14 protein-coding genes are annotated in these 16,259 nt (G+C 63.3%); 11 read left to right on the top strand and 3 right to left on the bottom strand.

The features are described 5' to 3' along the window. Positions 1–78: 78 nt before the first annotated feature. The 4 genes from AHiyo1_RS19530 to AHiyo1_RS19515 all read left to right on the top strand — a co-directional run bounded on the left by AHiyo1_RS19530 (position 79) and on the right by AHiyo1_RS19515 (position 5,547). Positions 79–960 carry a TauD/TfdA family dioxygenase gene (locus AHiyo1_RS19530; protein ID WP_059389669.1) on the top strand — a complete coding sequence of 294 codons (882 nt, stop codon included), beginning with the start codon at positions 79–81 and terminating at the stop codon, positions 958–960. Between the two features lie 453 nt (positions 961–1,413). After that, entirely contained in the window at positions 1,414–2,244 is an 831-nt protein-coding gene (locus AHiyo1_RS19525) for a polysaccharide deacetylase family protein (RefSeq protein ID WP_253257480.1), read from the top strand. A 298-nt stretch (positions 2,245–2,542) separates the two neighbouring features. Continuing rightward, positions 2,543–2,980, top strand: coding sequence for a MarR family winged helix-turn-helix transcriptional regulator (locus AHiyo1_RS19520; protein WP_084784619.1), 438 nt, complete (start codon positions 2,543–2,545; stop codon positions 2,978–2,980). Continuing rightward, entirely contained in the window at positions 2,977–5,547 is a 2,571-nt protein-coding gene (locus AHiyo1_RS19515; protein WP_059389668.1) for an MFS transporter, read from the top strand. The genes AHiyo1_RS19520 and AHiyo1_RS19515 overlap by 4 nt, the downstream gene beginning before the upstream one ends. A 53-nt stretch (positions 5,548–5,600) precedes the next feature. Here the strand turns inward: AHiyo1_RS19515 and AHiyo1_RS19510 are convergent, their stop codons facing one another. Further along, positions 5,601–6,611, bottom strand: a complete 1,011-nt coding sequence (locus AHiyo1_RS19510) for a PstS family phosphate ABC transporter substrate-binding protein (RefSeq protein ID WP_059389667.1) — start codon at positions 6,609–6,611, stop codon at positions 5,601–5,603. Between the two features lie 265 nt (positions 6,612–6,876). Here AHiyo1_RS19510 and AHiyo1_RS19505 point away from each other — a divergent pair, with 265 nt between their 5' ends. Then, on the top strand, positions 6,877–8,568 hold the full coding sequence (locus AHiyo1_RS19505; protein ID WP_059389666.1) for an ABC transporter substrate-binding protein: 1,692 nt from the start codon (positions 6,877–6,879) through the stop codon (positions 8,566–8,568). Between the two features lie 18 nt (positions 8,569–8,586). Here the strand turns inward: AHiyo1_RS19505 and AHiyo1_RS19500 are convergent, their stop codons facing one another. Then, positions 8,587–9,159 (bottom strand): NUDIX hydrolase, encoded by a 573-nt coding sequence (locus AHiyo1_RS19500; protein WP_059389665.1) that lies wholly within the window; start codon positions 9,157–9,159, stop codon positions 8,587–8,589. Further along, positions 9,156–9,287 carry a hypothetical protein gene (locus AHiyo1_RS27750; protein ID WP_275937082.1) on the bottom strand — a complete coding sequence of 44 codons (132 nt, stop codon included), beginning with the start codon at positions 9,285–9,287 and terminating at the stop codon, positions 9,156–9,158. The genes AHiyo1_RS19500 and AHiyo1_RS27750 overlap by 4 nt, the downstream gene beginning before the upstream one ends. Positions 9,288–9,544: 257 nt before the next feature. Between AHiyo1_RS27750 and AHiyo1_RS19495 the strand changes: the two genes are divergently transcribed. From AHiyo1_RS19495 to AHiyo1_RS19470, 6 genes are all read left to right on the top strand, one after another. Then, the gene (locus tag AHiyo1_RS19495) at positions 9,545–10,603 is read left to right on the top strand and encodes a hypothetical protein (protein WP_148667675.1); all 1,059 of its coding nucleotides are present in this window, start codon (positions 9,545–9,547) and stop codon (positions 10,601–10,603) included. 58 nt (positions 10,604–10,661) lie between these two features. Continuing rightward, on the top strand, positions 10,662–11,687 hold the full coding sequence (locus tag AHiyo1_RS19490; RefSeq protein ID WP_059389663.1) for a PstS family phosphate ABC transporter substrate-binding protein: 1,026 nt from the start codon (positions 10,662–10,664) through the stop codon (positions 11,685–11,687). Between the two features lie 450 nt (positions 11,688–12,137). Continuing rightward, positions 12,138–13,166 (top strand): 6-phosphofructokinase, encoded by a 1,029-nt coding sequence (locus AHiyo1_RS19485; protein ID WP_059389662.1) that lies wholly within the window; start codon positions 12,138–12,140, stop codon positions 13,164–13,166. Between the two features lie 429 nt (positions 13,167–13,595). Further along, positions 13,596–14,033 carry a universal stress protein gene (locus tag AHiyo1_RS19480; RefSeq protein ID WP_059389661.1) on the top strand — a complete coding sequence of 146 codons (438 nt, stop codon included), beginning with the start codon at positions 13,596–13,598 and terminating at the stop codon, positions 14,031–14,033. 97 nt (positions 14,034–14,130) lie between these two features. Then, positions 14,131–15,306, top strand: coding sequence for an NAD(P)/FAD-dependent oxidoreductase (locus tag AHiyo1_RS19475; protein ID WP_084784618.1), 1,176 nt, complete (start codon positions 14,131–14,133; stop codon positions 15,304–15,306). 130 nt (positions 15,307–15,436) lie between these two features. Continuing rightward, the gene (locus tag AHiyo1_RS19470; RefSeq protein WP_148667674.1) at positions 15,437–15,715 is read left to right on the top strand and encodes a hypothetical protein; all 279 of its coding nucleotides are present in this window, start codon (positions 15,437–15,439) and stop codon (positions 15,713–15,715) included. The last annotated feature ends 544 nt before the right edge of the window (positions 15,716–16,259 follow it).

The following is a 16,259-nucleotide window of genomic DNA, read 5'->3' as shown; positions in this document are numbered from 1 at the left end:
CCAGCCGCGGGCCTTCGCCGGAGGTGTATCCGTAGCGCGGTACTGCCGCGAAGAACCCGCCCTGTAAGGAGCCCGTCCATGGAACACCTGACTTTCCCGCAGCATGCCCTCGATGCCACCCCACGCGGGCGCCTCGAGGACCCTTCTGTCATTGCCTTCCGCAAGGAAGTCTTCACGAGCCCGGGCTGGATCGAGCACGGCCTGGCAATCGTCGAAGGCATCCCGGTGGAGGAGCCGGCACTCGCAGCCCGGTATGCCACTGCGGTCTCCTCCGCGCTCGGGCGCCTGCTTCCGCAGGACGGCGCCGGCCAGTTGGTGCGCGAGGTGAAATACCGCGGCGTCAAACTCGGCGAGGGCGCCACGGGACGTTACTCGGACAGCCGGGAAGGAGGACAATTCCACACGGACGGCCCGCACCGCCCGGACACGGCTCCGGACTGGTTCGCCCTGCTGTGTATCCGACAGGCCAGGGTCGGAGGCGGCCTCATCCTTGTCCCTACCGGGGAAATTATCCGGAAGCTCGATTCCGACGCACTTGCCGTGTTGCAGGAGCCGTTCCTCTTCGACCAGCGCGAGGACGGTGTGCCGCCCGTTCCGCGGCCCGTCCTCGTCCAGCAACCCGACGGCCAATGGCACGTGAACTACCTGCGCGAGTACATCGAACTCGGGCACAGACACCCCCTCGGCACACCATTAACGGGTCGGCAGGTCCACGCACTTGACCGCTTCGACCAGGAAGTGGCCTCGGCAGTGGCCAACCCCGACCGCATAGAGGTCAAACTGGCACCTGGCCAGCTGGCAGTGATCGATAACCGCCGCCTCCTGCACGGTCGAACAACCTTCGGAGATGACCCCCAAGACCGGGACCGGCTCATGCTGCGGACCTGGATCCGCGAACTGATCCCGGCCGGATCTGCCGCATCCGCCAGGCAGCCCGATGTCATCGTCAGTGACCGCTGAACAGACAAGGAAGCGGTTGCCTCCCCGAGAGGGAGGCAGCCGCTTCTTCCTTTCGAGAGCACTTCTTCGGAATCAGATTGAGAGGGACGGCCCGGCGTTGATGTTCCCCAGGGCGGCCCTGGCCCACGGGCACGGAAGCGCCGATCTCAAAAACCAATGCTCGGCCCCGGACCCTTCGTCAGGACACCGTGCACCAAACGCTCGTCAAACCCCTGCGCCTCCCAAGCGCACTGCACCCGGCCGTGGGATCACGCTAAACGGCGGGAATCAGGAGAACAGTTGAATCCATCCGACGCGGACATCACTCGGCCAACACAGAGGACGGTCGGCCCTGCGGAACCCCTGCATGACCTGCCCCCGACCGCTGCGCGACCCGGTGCGGTGCGCCTTTCCCGTCGATCCCTTCTCGCAGCTATCGGCGCTGCAGCCGCGGGAACCGCGGGATGCGGACTCGTGACACAGGCCTCATCAGCCCCGATCTCTACCCCGACATCACGGGCGACCGCGAATGCAGCGGCCGTTCCGGGTGCGAAGACACCCGCCGCGTCGGCTGCACCGATCCCGGCTATCAGGGCCGAGATCGAGAAGCGCTTCGCCGGCAGGCCGCCGGGCCAGTGGGGTATCGATCTTCCTGGGATCGTCACCCACACGGGTTCCCGGGCCGTAGCCCTAACGTTCGATGCCTGTGGGGGTCCCGGAGGATCGGGCTACGACGCCCAGCTAATTGATACTCTCCGCCGTCTGGGGGTGCCTGCAACCCTCTTCCTGAATGCACGCTGGATCAACACCAACCCGTCGCTGAGCGGAGAACTCGCCTCCGACAGCCTGTTCGAGATCGGGAACCACGGCCTCGCCAACGTGCCGCTCTCCACGACCGGTCGGAGCGCCTACGGAATCGCCGGGACAAGCACGATCGGCGGGGTGATCGACGAGGTCTCCGGCGGCGCAAGTCGAATCGTCGCACTGACCCGGAAGCGGTCGTTGTGGTTCCGCGCCGGGACCGCGTTCTACGACGAAACTGCTGTTCAAGTGGTGAGTGCCATAGGCTTCACTCCCGTCAACTTCTCGATCAACTCCGACGGCGGAGCGACCTTCCCGCCCGGCACCGTCGCCGCGCAACTGGCTGCGGTTCAGCCTGGAGACATCGTGATCGGCCACATGAACCAGCCCGGGTCAGGAACATCAGCGGGCTACGCAGCGGCTTTGCCAGCGATGATCGACCAAGGCATGGACTTCACAACCCTGTCCCTCACCAGAATTCCGGTCCACCCCAGAATCGTTTGACTAAACCGCGCACCGGAAGACCAGGACAGAACCTGCCCGTAAGACGGGGTCAGCCGGGCGGGAACAGCGCACGTGTGACGCATCGATCGCCCTGCCGTCGGGTTCGGGCTGCTCGCCTTCGCCCGTCTAAGAGTCGGCGAAGGCGTCAGACCGGGCAGCGAGGCTGGCTGGTGTTCTTCCTTTGATGCGGGCGCGTCACAGGGCGGTGCAGTGCTGCCGGAGCCCACTGGCGGGGTCCGGCAGTCTGTCGGTAGCTTCCTGAATATTGCTATGCCATATAGCTATGTAAGATAGCTATATGGATAGTGTGGAGGCAATGCGACTAGAGGAGCAACTCAAGCGGTTCATCCGGTGGAACCGCTCAGCCCATCCACCCATCGAGGGACTGTCCCGCACCGCGATTTCAGTGCTCGCTGCGATCGTCCGCGCCGGGAGTCGGGCCTCTCGGCCAGGCGAACTCGCACGCGAGCTGGGCATGACCACTTCGAATATCGCGTCCGCATTGCGCGAGCTGGACGCAGGCGGGTATGTCACCCGCGGACGCGATGCAAACGATGGCCGCCGGGTCAACGTCATGCTCACAGACAAGGGTAGGACTGCGATGGCCCACCGCCGGGCAAAGAGATCCACGCACCTGCAGCACGCGATCGAGGCGACACTCGATGACCGCGAGCAGGGCGAGCTAGTGGCGGCCGGAAACCTGCTGGAACGCATCTCGAACTTTCCCGCCTCGTGACTTTCACGCGCGAGGCCATGCGTCTCAGGCTTGTGGCTGCGGGTAGTTCGCTGCGCGTCCGCAACTACCGGCTGTATGCAGTGGGGCAGTCCGTGTCCATTGCGGGCAATTTCATGCAGACTTTGGCGATCGCGTTCCTCACTCTTCATCTGACAGGTAGTGGGAGCGCGCTCGGGTTGGCTGTGGGGGTCCGGCTTCTGCCGTATCTTGTTGCGGGGCCGATCAGCGGAGTGATAGCGGACAGGCACGACAAGCGCCGCATGCTGCTGTTCACACAGACCGCATGCGCTGCCTGTTCAGTGGTGTTCGGTGTGCTCGCCATGACAGGGTTGATGACGTATCCGCTCTTGCTCGGGCTGAGCTTCGGGCTTGGATGCCTGACGGTGTTCGACAACCCTGCACGCCAGAGCATTATCTCCGAACTGGTCGGGGACTCTGAGCTGTCCAACGCCATCATCCTGAGTTCCGTTATGGTCAACCTCGCCCGCGTGCTGGGCTCGGGCGTGGGTGGTGCGTTGGTCGCAATTATTGGCATTCCAGCGTGCTTCTTCTGCAACGCCGCGTCCTTCGGCTCGGTCATTGTGAGCCTCGTGATGATGCGTCCATCCGAGATGTTCCGGTCGGCCCCCGCCCCTCGCGCACGCGGGCAGGTCCGCGAGGGGATACGGTACGTATTCGCGACGCCCGGACTCGCGATCACGCTCCTGATGATCACCGTGACCGGCACGCTTGCGTGGGAGTTCCCGACAACGCTGCCCCTGTTGGCGACTGATGCGTTCGCGGGGAACGCCGCGACGTACAGTGCCTTGGTCATGGCATTGTCCATCGGCTCCATCGTCGGTGGACTGTTTGCGGCCGGACGGCGAGCCGCGTCCCGCCCCATCATCCTGTCGCTGACAGCAATCGCCTGGGGGGCAACCATGATTTTCGCGGCGTTAGCCCCCACGCTTGCCCTGGCGCTGGCAGCGCTGGCACTCGTGGGATTCGCGAGCATTGCCTTCAATGCGGGCGCAAAGACCAACCTGCAGTTGACCTCGCGGCCCGACATGAGGGGTCGCGTGATGGCGTTGTGGGCGATGTGCTGGGGCGGAAGTGCGGTCATCGGGGCCCACTGGTTGGCTGGATCGCGCAGGAGTTCGGGAGCCGGTGGGGGCTGCTGGCGGGCGGTATTCCGACCTTGGTCCTCGGGCTGGTGCTCCTTCCGGTTCTGTGGCGCGATGGACGCGCCCGAAAGAGAGGGGAGTCGAAACATGTTGGCAAATGAAGCTATGACTACTACCAGTGGCTCGCGCAGGAAGCCGAAGTTCGCCGCGGTGGTGAACGAGTTCTGGCCTGGATCGCACGCCGACCTCCTCGTGGGTCGCCTGCACGACGGCTATGAAGTGCTGTGGACGCCGACGGAACCGCTCTGCGAACTGGCGTCGCTCCACGTGCTCGACCCTGGGCCAGGCGACCTCGGAGCGAGTCGTATAAGGGAGTGGGACGTACGCCCGGCCGGGAGGTTGCGCGACGCGCTGTCGGGGACCGGCGGAGGAATCGACGTCGACGGTGTCGTCCTGATCGCTGAACGCAACCCGCGCTCGGGGCGGCCCGAGGAGTTCGACGAGCGAGGCAGGCCGAGGGACCGTCGCCACGAGATGTTCATGCAGGTCGCGCGGGAGTGCGAGCGGTCGGCGCGAGCGGTTCCGGTATTTCTCGACAAGCACCTGGGGAACACGTGGGGGGAGATCAGCGAGATCTACGAGACTTCTCGGCGGTTGTCGATCCCGCTCATGGCCGGCTCCTCGGTTCCTGTGACCGTGCGCTGCCCTCCCATCGAGATCCCGGTCGGATCACGGGTGAAGGAAGTCGTGGCCGTCGCTACAGGTTCGGGAGAGCCGCCCATCTTCCACCCGCTCGAACTGGTCCAGTCGATGATCGAACGGCGGGCCGGGTTCGAGACCGGTGTGGCGTCGGTGCGGTTCGTTTCCGGAGACCGGTTCTGGGATGCGTTCACTGACGGAGGGCTATGGTCCCGGGAGCTCGCTGATGCGGCGATCGAAGCCGTGCCCCACTATGCCGGCGGCGCCCGCGAGTACTACAGGAGGTATCCTTCTTCAATTGCCGACGGGCCGGCGAGCTCCCCGCGCGGACGGGAGGAGGCCGTCGTCGTGGACTATAACGACGGGACCCGGGTCAGTGTGCTGCTGTTGACAGGGTTCATGCTGCGCCGCGCCGTCGCCGTCCGGGTGGACGGGATGCGCGAGCCCCTGGTCACCTGGACGCCCACCGGCTCCAAGCTCACCGATGTACCGATGATCGGGGCCGGTGTCGCGACGCCCGGACAGAAGAAGCCACCGACCTGGAACTTCGACCATCTGGCTAGCTTCCTCGACCGATTCCTGTTCACCGGGCTCTCGCCCTTCCCGATCGAGCGAACCGTGCTCACCAGCGGCATCCTGGACGCGGCGATAACCTCCCGCCAGTCCGGGGGAGAGGCGGTGGACACGCCGTACCTCGACATCGGCTACCGGCCGGCCACGACACCGGGCCAACTGGCGCGTCGGATCGACAAGCAAAACGCATGACTGTGCTGCCCGGGGCCCGTTCGTGACCCGGGCCCGGGCAGCACGACGCCGATCTACTCCGAGGGCGACGACAGGTTCATCAGCCGCTCGAGTTCCGGGCCTGCGATCGATTCGGGGAGTGGCAGGTAGTCGCCTTCCGCGGCGACCACGGATTGCCCCTCGCGGCTGAACACGAATCGCATGAACTCCTTGACCTTCGGATCCCACCGGGAATGGGGTGCCTCGCGGACGAACGCGTACACCGACCGGCTGAGCGGATACTCACGACTGGCTGTCGTTTCCCGCGTCCCCGCTACCGCAGGACCGGGGTCCTCGGAAATCGGAACGGCCTTCAAAGCCCCGGTCAGGTTCCGGAATCCCGCCAATCCGATGCCATAGCGATCATTCTCCAAAGTGGTGACAAGAGCCTCGGCAGCGTGCCCCCCGGACCCTGCGTACATCCGGGTCGGCGCACCCTCGGGAAGAATCGCCCGATCGGACCATGGCCCCTCCTGCAACACCCGCAGCCATATGTGCTGCGCCGTGCCGGTATCGCGGTCCAGGCCGTAAGCGTGGATCGGTGCGTCGGTCCACTCTCCGGTGAGACCGAGCTGACCCCAGCGGGTGATGGGCTCGGGACAGCCGCGCCGGCGCTCGGCCGAGTAGATGGCGTCCAGCTGGGAGAAACTCAACTCGGCGATCGGGTTTTCGGCATTGACCAGCACTGCGACCGCCACGGTTTTGGCGAATGTGTCGAACGCCCCGGTAGCGATTGCAAACCCCTCTGGCTGGTGATCGAAGATGCGCTTCCACGATGTGCGCTCCAGCTTGCGGATCTCACGACCGAAGAGACCGATGTCCGCGACACCCGTATAAAGGCCGCCCACGGCGGTCGACGTGCCACGGAGGAAGGAGTCGGGCTCGAGCCCGGGATGGAACTCCCCGAAACGGCGGATCCATCCGTCCCAGAGCTCCTGGAAGGCGGGATCCCCCCAGGCAACGAGCCTGCCGCTCAACTCGCCGCGCGGCTCATACTCGGGCAGGGCCTTCCAGGATAACGAGGCACTCGTCTGCACTGTCGACATGGTTTTCCTTTCATGAGGAAGGATGCCGTCTCACCTCGGCGGCGTCTTCCTCGCTCTTGGTTACGTTGCATTCAAACTCTAGTCCTAATTTTGGGAATAACGATCGTTAATTTAGCTATTGCTATGACGTTGCACGAAGGTCTACTATCTTGTCTCTAACGAATATATCTTCCGTTAGATTCGCGTCGCCGTCGGGCCGCCTGGCTTTCCACCGTGCGGCACGATCACGCTCTGCGCGGTCGCCGCGCACAACGAAAGAAGAACAATGAAGTTCCTGACGACAACGAGTCCGCTGCTCCGGGCCAGGGTGACCATGGCTGCCGCCATGGTCGGTTGCGTGCTTGCGACAGCGGCATGCACCGGTACCACCTCAAGCGCCACCAACACGGCAGGCGGGACCCTCAAAGTGACCGCAGGTGCCTCCGGACCATTTACCGATAACTTCAACGCGCTCATAGCCAGTTCGTCGAGTGCATCCGGGTTTGCGGCATACGCGATCTTCGAGCCGTTGCTGCAGGAGGACTTCGGCAGCGGCAAGACGCGGCCGTGGCTCGTATCCTCATACACTTGGGGCCCGGACGGCAAAACCCTCACGCTGAAGACCAAGGAGGGGGTGAAGTGGTCCGATGGCGAAACGTTCACGGCTAAGGACGTGGCTTTCACCTTCAATCTGATGAAGGCGAACCCGGCGTTCAACGCAGTGTCGCTTCCACTAACTGGAGCCGAGGCTACCGACAACACGGCCGCCGTCATCCACTTCAGTAAGCCCGCCTACCAGGTCATGTGGTGGCGCACCGAGACCGTGCCCGAGCACATCTGGAAAGACGTCCAGGATCCGGTCAAGTACGCCAACCCCAACCCGGTCGGCACCGGACCTTACATGCTCAAGTCGTTCACTCCGCAGGCCATCACGTTGCAGAAAAACCCGTACTACTGGCAGGCGGGCGGAAACTTCTCCACCGTGCAATACCTTGCGGCCGATTCGTCCAGCAGCATGATCGCCAACCTGCAGTCCGGCGGCGTCGATTGGATCGGCACCGCTGGTATCGACGGCGCGACGGTCAAGAAGCTCGCCCCGAACACGATCGACTACTGGAACACCACGATCAACCCGTCGGTCGCGCTCCTCCTGCCGAACTTCGCCCACGCCCCGCTCGATCAACTCCCGGTGCGCAAGGCGATCGATATCGCACTCGACCGTGACGAGATCTCGAAGATCGGCACAGCGGGTCTGAACGCCGCAGTTGAATCGCCCACCGGGATGGACGTCAAGACGCGAGGCGACATGATCGCCGCAAGCTACTCCGACCAGAAATACGGCAAGGCTGATCCCGACACCGCAAAGAAGATTCTCACCGCCGCGGGCTACCAGCTTGGCCCGGACAACGTTTTTGTGTCCCCGAACGGCCAGCGGCTGGATTTCAAGCTCACGGTCCCCACGACCTACCCCCAGGCCGACCTCTTCGGCATGACCCGCGTGATGGTGCCCGAGTTGGCGGCAGCGGGGATCAAGGTCACGGTGAAATCGGAGCAGCAGCAGGCCTACGTGAAAGATGTCGAGATGGGCAACTACGAGCTGACCATGCGGACAAACGGGGGAACGCCCTCGGTGTACGACTTCTATAACCGGATCATCAACCAACAGCCGATCAGCGCCCCCGCCGGAACGGGGACCCAGCTCAACTACGAGCGGTACCCGAACTCCAACGCACCCGCTTTGCTTAGCGCGTATGCAGCGGCGGCACCGGGCAGCAAGCAGGAGCAGAGCGCCATCGGGGCGATCCAGAAGGTCATGGTCGAGGACTTGCCCGGGCTGCCACTGGTGTTCTCCGGCGGTGCCGGAATGTGGCGGACCGATCGGGCAACTGGCTGGCCGTCGGCGTCGGACCCGTACGCCGCCCCGGTGCCGGGCAGCGTCAACGCCGAGCTGGTCCTTCTGAAGCTCTCGCCCAGGTGAGGTTGTCCAGGCGACGTCCTACGGGTGATAAGCCGGAAGCTGGAGGAGGGTTTCGATGGTGTCGGCTTGATTGAGGACACTGGCAGGGATTCCTCGTGCGTCAGGCTGCGTTGCGATCGCTTTCAGCGTGTTCAGATCAACGAGTTGTACCTGGATCCGCTCGCCGCTGTCGGGGCTTGGCGCTGTCGCGTAGTCGAATCCGGTGGCCAGGAAGACGTAGACGAAGTGCTCTATCTTGGCGTGTGGCTGAGTCACCTCCAGTAGCCTCCAGTGAGAAAAGACCATGCCCGTCTCTTCCCGAAGTTCCCTGCGGGCCGCGTCGAGTTCTGTCTCATCCTCCCGGTCGTGCCTGCCGCCGGGGATTGAGAGGTACGGCAATCCTCCCGGTTGCCTTTCACGAAGAAGCACGATTGCGTCGTTCCTCACCGCGAGGATCTGAACGGTGTCCGGACGTTTCAACATCTCGAAGGTCTGGTACGTGCCGTCGAAGGTTCTTTGCCGCCACTGGTACGTGCGGTAAATCACGCCCACAAAGGCGAGCCGCGCCTCCGGCGGGACGAGGACAGCGTGCTTCGGAATGATGGTCCTCATTTGGCGGCGCCTCCTCCGGGACGTTGCAGGTCTCCAACCTGAGGGAGAAAACACGCGCCGGCCTCCGAAGCGGCATTCGACGCAAGGGTGAGCAATTCAGCAATCGTCCATTGTTCATCTTCCGTCATGTTGTCATTCTCACACCCCGGTCAGTCTCTTAGCTATGTTCGTTCAGGCAATTTCTAACAGCTGTTTCTACTGGATCTAGCAATCGTCGCATTTTAAGGATAGGTTTCGTTTGATTGGCCTCTTGCGGTCGATCGTGTAAGGAGTCGGCGGACTCAAAGTCAGAACGAGAGGAACGCAGAACAATGATGATGATTCAAGAGGTCAACCGGTGACGCCGGCAGTGGGCACGGCCGTACGGTATCGGGAGGTCACGACCGTGGACGTGGGCACAGGCCCGCACTTGCACATCGGATACGTGAAGGAGTCCGGCCACGTCTGGGTCTCGGACACCGGGGGAGACACCATCACGGTGCTCGACCATGCTGACGGTCGTGTGGTAGATCGATGGCACCTGGGCGGGGGAGCTGCGCACTTCTCCTTCGATGCTGGATGCACGGTCGGGGTGGTTGCGCTCCGTTCCGCGGATGAGGCGGTGATTGTCAGGCCGCAGACCCGTGAAGTGGTCAGGAGGGTCTCGTTACCGGCGGGAAGTGCGCCGACCGGAACCATGCCCGCTTTCGACCGGGGTATTGTGTACACCCTCAACGAGGGGAACGGCACGGTGACCGCTGTCGAGGTGTCCTCTGCCCGGATCACTGCGTCGATCCCGGTTGGCGGCCTGCCCAAGTGGGGCCAGCCGTGGGGGGCAAGCTATAAGCCGATCACCCAGCCCGTCGGCAAGACGTACGTCGTGAGCACGGAATCCGATGATGTAACCGTGTTTGATGACAGCACCAACGAGGTAATCCGCAGGATTCCGGTGGGGCACCGGCCCAACCGGAATGCGATCTTCCGCGAGCATGGAAATATCTACATCTCCAATGAGGCCGACGATACCGTGACGGTCATTCGCATCGCCGATGATCAAGTGCTCGCTACCGTTCCGGTGAATCACCGCCCGTTCCGGATGCTGCCGATCCAGGCGATCAATGGTCGGGACGAGATGTGGGTTCTGGGCGCTGGCGAGGCAACAACGGGTGCCGGCACCGTGGCAGCGGTCTCTGGAACAGAACACATCGTCACCCGGACGATCGACGTGATCGATGAGCCGGCGAACTGGGTCGTGAACCCCCAGAAGCGACTCTTCATCGTCGGTTCATCCTGCCGTCAACTGATGGTCTACGACTTCGTGTCCGACGCCCCGGTCGGGCTTACGGAGCTTGGACACGACCCGGCGCCCGGAGCCATCAGTGGACTCATCCACACCTCCGCCGGGAGCCTTTTCATCCTGAACAACGACAGCACCGTCACAGTGCTGCGCGACCAGAACGAATGAATACCACCCCGAACAACCCCGGGTCTCGACTCAGAATAGTGATTGGTGGCTGAAAACCGTGGAATACAGTGAAGAAATCGTGCGGTCGGTCGAGGATTTGCCGCCCTATGTGCCCAAAACCCGATTCTCCGGGGTGCTGCGGCATTACGGTGTTTCGCTCGCCGACATGGTTCCCCGGTGGGAAGAAGGCTTTCGTCGATTCCACCCGGACGCGCAGTTCGAAGACGACCTCTGCAAGGCATCCGGCGTCGTCGGCGTCATGGCCGGGAGTGCGGACCTTGGTGCGAACGGGCGGGAGCTGGTGCTCACCGAGTTCCTCTCGTTCGGCGAGAAGCTTCGGCGCATGCCAGCCGAGATAGCCGTGGCCACCGGTGCGCTCGATGTCGCAGGAGGAAGCTATGGACTCGCTGCCTTCGTGCACGCAAGCAATCCCGTCGAGGGATTGACGATGGACCAACTGGACGGCATCTTCGGTGCCGAGCGGACGGGCGGTTTCAAAGAGATCCGCTGGAATCCAGAGGTCGCCCGCAGCGCAGAGCAGAACATCCGTGTGTGGGGCCAGCTCGGCTTGGGGGGCGAATGGGCCGATGCTCCGATCCAGACCTACGGCTTCGCCCAGACGGGGATGACCACCTTCTTCGAACGGGTGGTCTTCGGCGGCGGCCGCAAGTGGAACCCGAACTATCGGGAATACGTGGAGGCTGGATCGAAGCAGGTGTCCCCCGGGTCCTTGACAACGAAGGACATGATGGCGGAGCTGTCCCAGAATCGCTTCGGAATCGCGCTTGCAGGCCTCTACCACGCGGAGGGCGTCGAGCACGTCACGCCGCTGCCGCTCGCGCCGCGAGGCAGCGACACGTTCTACGCCGCAGACGTTGATTCCTTCGGGACGCGCAAGTACCCGCTGGCCCGCAACGTCTACCTCGTCATCGACCCGGGAGCAGAGGGACCCCAGGCTGAGGGAGCGCGCGAATACCTGCGTTACGTGCTCAGCCGTGAGGGTCAGCGAGCCATTCTTAACCAAGGCGTGTACTTCCCGCTTCCCAAGGAAATTTTGCTCAGAGAGCGGGCAAAACTGAGCTGAGACGAACGCGTCAGTCCCATTTCAACTCCGACTCGCCGGGGAGCATCATGTTCACACAGGGTCGAGTTTGTTAGTGCTCCCCGGCTCAGTCGTCGCGGACCGCCCCGACACCGAGCTGAAGTGGTTCATCGATGCGAGTTGAGAAGCAACCACATCTTCCGGCGCCGGCGTGTACATTCGCAACAGACACCCCGACAGCGGGGGCCGGCGCCGGAACCCCCTGATTAGGCCGCTGCGGTGCGCCGTGTTCGGTGCCTGGACACCACATTGGGCTTGCCTAAAGGTGTTCCCCACTGTGGCCTTCTGGCCGATGTCCCCGTCCGGTGATCGTCAGGAGCGCAGCCCGGTTCGCAGCCGGGTCAAGTGCCGCGCTGGCCTTCCCAGCGAACCTATCAGCAGCATCAGCTCGCCCACTCCGGCCCTACCCCGCCCAAAGGAAAGCTGCACAGCATGAAAATAGGTATTCTCACCAGCGGTGGTGACTGCCCAGGACTGAACGCAGTCATCCGTGGATCCGTCTTGAAAGGCATCAAAGCCTACGGTCACAGTTTTGTCGGCTTCCGCGACGGATGGCGGGGAGTTGTGGACGGGGACGTGATCGAGCTCCCGAGGGAAAGAGTCCGGGGAATCTCCAAACAAGGAGGCACGATCCTCGGTACGTCGCGCACCAACCCCTTCGACGGTCCCAACGGCGGCGTCGAGAACATAAAGTCCACGCTAAACGCCATGGGTGTTGACGCCCTCATCGCCATCGGCGGAGAAGGAACGCTAACGGCCGCCGAGCGACTGTCCCACGACGGGCTCAACATCGTTGGCGTCCCCAAAACCGTGGACAACGACCTGGAAGCCACGGACTACACCTTCGGTTTCGACACCGCCGTCCAGATAGCCACGGAAGCCATCGACAGACTGCGGACCACTGGCGAATCACACCACCGATGCATGGTCGCCGAAGTCATGGGAAGGCACACCGGTTGGATCGCGCTTCACGCCGGAATGGCCTCAGGCGCACACGCAATCCTCATACCCGAGCAGCCGGTGCACTCAGACCAGATCGCAACCTGGGTACAGGAAGCACAAAACCGCGGACGCGCACCCCTTGTCGTCGTTGCAGAAGGGTTCATCGAACAAGGTCACACAGCGGCACACTCCGAACGTGGCCTCGACACCTTCGGACGTCGACGCCTGGACGGAATTGCCGACAAAATAGCCCGCGAAATCGAGGCGCGGACCGGGATCGAAACCCGCACAACTGTCCTTGGCCACATCCAACGAGGGGGAGTGCCCACCGCTTTTGACCGCGTCCTGGCTACACGGCTAGGCATGGCCGCCGTAGAATCGGTCGCCCACCGACGCTGGGGAACCATGGTCTCCCTCAAAGGCACCTCGATCGAATCCGTTCATTTCAATGAGGCCCTCGGGCGCGTGAAAACCGTACCCCAGGAGCGATGGGACGAAGCCAGACTCCTCTTCGGCTAACGTCCAGGCGCCGGCCAGCCAGCTGACCTCGGACCCGTTGTTCGAGATCGACAATCCCGGCGAAGCCCCCGGCCTGACCGCCACCGGCCCTTCGCTCCTGGCTGGTCGTCGCCGCGTCCTCGATCACCCCTGACTGGCAGGGTGGCCGCCAGTCAGGCTTTCGCGGCGCCGGGTGCCGAAATCGTTGACACCTTTTTTCGCCAATGATACTTTTGCGGCGTAACAGGCGTTATTTGGTCACCCGATGATGTGTCACCTCGATACGGATATATCCGATAGATACTGGGGGATCGAATGCCAGTCATCACCAAAGTTCCTCGCGAAAGGTCAGGGATCAGGGGGAGCTAAGCTTGCGTCCCCGGCATCCGCGGAGCAACGTTCGCGATCCTCCGCAATCCAAGTACCGAGAGAAAAAGGGGGGGGGTAGGGATGCAGAACACGGACGCCTATACGGTTGTAGCCGGCGTAGATGGCTCGCCACAATCGCACGAGGCACTGGCATGGGCGGCAGAAGAGGCGCGCATCCGTGGCGGACGCCTCGTGGCCGTCACCGCATGGGAGCTCCCGATCCTGACGACGGGCGGTTACGAGACGGTCTCGATGGACCGGGAGGCATTCGCCTCGGTGGCCGCAGGCCTGCTGGACTCGGCTCTCCAGACTCTCACCCGGGGGGATGTCCCCATTCAGACGGTGGTCAGTCACGGATCGCCGGCGAAGGTCATCATCGAAGCCGCCAAAGACGCGGACCTGGTGGTCGTAGGTTCCCGCGGCCTGGGCGGGTTCACGGGCCTTCTGCTCGGCTCCGTCTCCGCAAACCTGGTCCATCACTGTCCATGCACCGTGGTGGTGGTCCGACCAGCCCGGTGATGATGGAGGAAAGCTCGATGGACGAACCCCGCTCCGTCTCGTCGACGAACTAAGCCGGACTTCGCCGTCCTGAGGTGGTGAGGTCTTCGGCTCAATAATGACTGACCGTGAAGGAGACCAACAATTGAAAGCGATCGTCGTCGGTGCCGGAGTCCTCGGCGTATCCATCACCTATCAGCTCGCAAAACGCGGGGTTGACGTGACTCTCCTTGACAAGGGAAATCCCGGGGATGCCGCCAGTGCAGCCAGCTTCGCCTGGCTCAACTCCAACACGAAGGAGCTCAGGCCCTACCACCACCTGAACATTATCTCGATAGCCGAGTGGGCACTCATCGCCAGGGAGCTGGGCGATTCTTCGTGGCTCCACAGCAATGGCCATCTCCACGTGGCAGCAACCCCGGCCGAGGTGGAAAAGCTGCTGAAGCGGGCAGAGCTACTCGAGTCCACCGGCTACGCGGCTATCCCCGTGGCCCCGCAGGAGATCCCGCGTCTCGACCCAGTGGTCCGCGTCCGGAACGAGTACGAACTGGGGGTGTTCTTCCCCGGGGAAGGGCACATAACGGTTCCCCTTCTCATCCACGACCTGCTCGCTGCCGCCACCGGCTCCGGCGCCACGGTGCGCGCCTCGACCAAAGTCGCCGAGCTCCTGTCGGACACCGGAGGGGTCAAAGGCGTCATCCTCGAAGACGGCGAGAGGATCGAGGGCGATGTCGTCGTGGTCTCCGCCGGTGCCGGCACCGGGGCCCTGCTCGAAACGCAGGGAGTGACCGTCCGCACGGAGGGCACCCCCGGCGTCACTGTCACCACCTCGCCCGGCACGTCCAAGCTAGCCACCCTGCTCCACCTCCCAGGGCTCGCCGTGCGGCCGGATGCCAGCGGGCGCGTCGTCGTCCGCTCCTCCGCCATCGACGCGGAGATCGACCGCCAGACCCGGACCTTACCCCAGCCAGCCATACGGAAGCTGTTCGAACAGCTGGGGGAAGGGCTGACCGACGTCGACCCGACCACCGTCCGCGCGGAACGCATCCAGATCGCCCACCGCCCATACCCCATCGACGGACTCCCCGTCATCGGCTTCTGGGACGGCCGCCCCGGCCTGTACGTCACTATCGTGCCCACCGGCGTCACTCTGGGCGCCCTGACCGGACGTCTGGCCGCCGAGGAAATCACAACAGGCAAGGCGCCCAAACTCCTCGAAGGCTTCAGGCCGAGCAGGGCCATCGAAGCCGCCAATGAGGTTGCCTACCCCGACCAGTACGCGATCAAAAGGTGAGCGCGCAACGTCGAACCAGCCGCCGAAGAAACTCCCCGCCGCATTGGACATCCGCAATCCCGACGACCGAAGGTCTGCGCGGCCGCCTAGCATCTCGCAGAACGCCAACCCGCTCAAGAGAGGAAAGACCGTGGACGCTGAGACAGACATCCCGTCGCAACAGCCGGTGCGTGCCCTTAAATGGGTGCCCTCGGCTGGAGATCCGGTAGAGCTTCGCCAGGATGGAACTACCGTGCGCACCGGATTCGCGGAGTCAATCATGCCCGACGGAACCGGCTTCTGGATCGCAGCGCAAGCCCCGGACCTGCGTATGTATATTCCACTTGATGACTCTGGTCTCTACGTGCGTCCGGCGAAACTCGGCATCAATGTCTTTCGCGATGGCCTCGGAGTGGATCTCGCGGTCTAGGAGCCTTCTGTGCATAAGTAGGCTGAGCATCGCGCTGGAGCAGCTCCCCACGCGGAGCACTGACTCAATGCTGGAATCCGGCCCAGTTCCTCCACAGCCTGAACTGTGAGCGAAAATCTCGCATTAAACGCTAGAAACGGCCGCTGACCTGCATGAACGGAGAGGAGGACGCCGGCCAGCTCCGCTGCGTCGCGAGGATGTATCCCCGTCTGGCCCTGCGACAGCGTCAGATGGCGCGGTGAGATGTGCCCTCCCACCTGTTTCGACTCGTCCTAATCGCCGTCATTCACTCCGCGGGGATCCCGCTAATTAGTTGCATCGTACGACAGGCTGATCGCCTCCGCACCAAGCCAAATGCGACGGAGAAAAGACGCTAAATCCTAGCGCCTCACGGGAGTGGATGTTATTGTATTTACGGTAAGTATCTTGTCCTGTCATACTGACAACCTTACATAACCAATATGCGGCGGGAAGCGGTTGGGGGAGCGTGCGTGGAAGGCGCTGTGCCTGGCGTTAAGGACCAGGCCTTTTCACCCCAAAATCC

This window comes from Arthrobacter sp. Hiyo1, from assembly GCF_001263615.2.
In the GTDB taxonomy this organism is placed as follows: Bacteria; Actinomycetota; Actinomycetes; order Actinomycetales; family Micrococcaceae; genus Arthrobacter.
Note: the sequence above shows the minus strand (reverse complement) of the source record. Positions and strands in the feature narration are given on the sequence as shown.

Bases quoted from the DNA above. Each gene is read 5' to 3' on its own strand.
- AHiyo1_RS19530 (WP_059389669.1), top strand. From the start codon at position 79: ATGGAACACCTGACTTTCCCGCAGCATGCCCTCGATGCCACCCCACGC.
- AHiyo1_RS19520 (WP_084784619.1), top strand. From the start codon at position 2,543: ATGGATAGTGTGGAGGCAATGCGACTAGAGGAGCAACTCAAGCGGTTC.
- AHiyo1_RS19510 (WP_059389667.1), bottom strand. From the start codon at position 6,611: ATGTCGACAGTGCAGACGAGTGCCTCGTTATCCTGGAAGGCCCTGCCC.
- AHiyo1_RS19505 (WP_059389666.1), top strand. From the start codon at position 6,877: ATGAAGTTCCTGACGACAACGAGTCCGCTGCTCCGGGCCAGGGTGACC.
- AHiyo1_RS19500 (WP_059389665.1), bottom strand. From the start codon at position 9,159: ATGAGGACCATCATTCCGAAGCACGCTGTCCTCGTCCCGCCGGAGGCG.
- AHiyo1_RS27750 (WP_275937082.1), bottom strand. From the start codon at position 9,287: ATGACGGAAGATGAACAATGGACGATTGCTGAATTGCTCACCCTTGCG.
- AHiyo1_RS19485 (WP_059389662.1), top strand. From the start codon at position 12,138: ATGAAAATAGGTATTCTCACCAGCGGTGGTGACTGCCCAGGACTGAAC.
- AHiyo1_RS19480 (WP_059389661.1), top strand. From the start codon at position 13,596: ATGCAGAACACGGACGCCTATACGGTTGTAGCCGGCGTAGATGGCTCG.
- AHiyo1_RS19475 (WP_084784618.1), top strand. From the start codon at position 14,131: ATGACTGACCGTGAAGGAGACCAACAATTGAAAGCGATCGTCGTCGGT.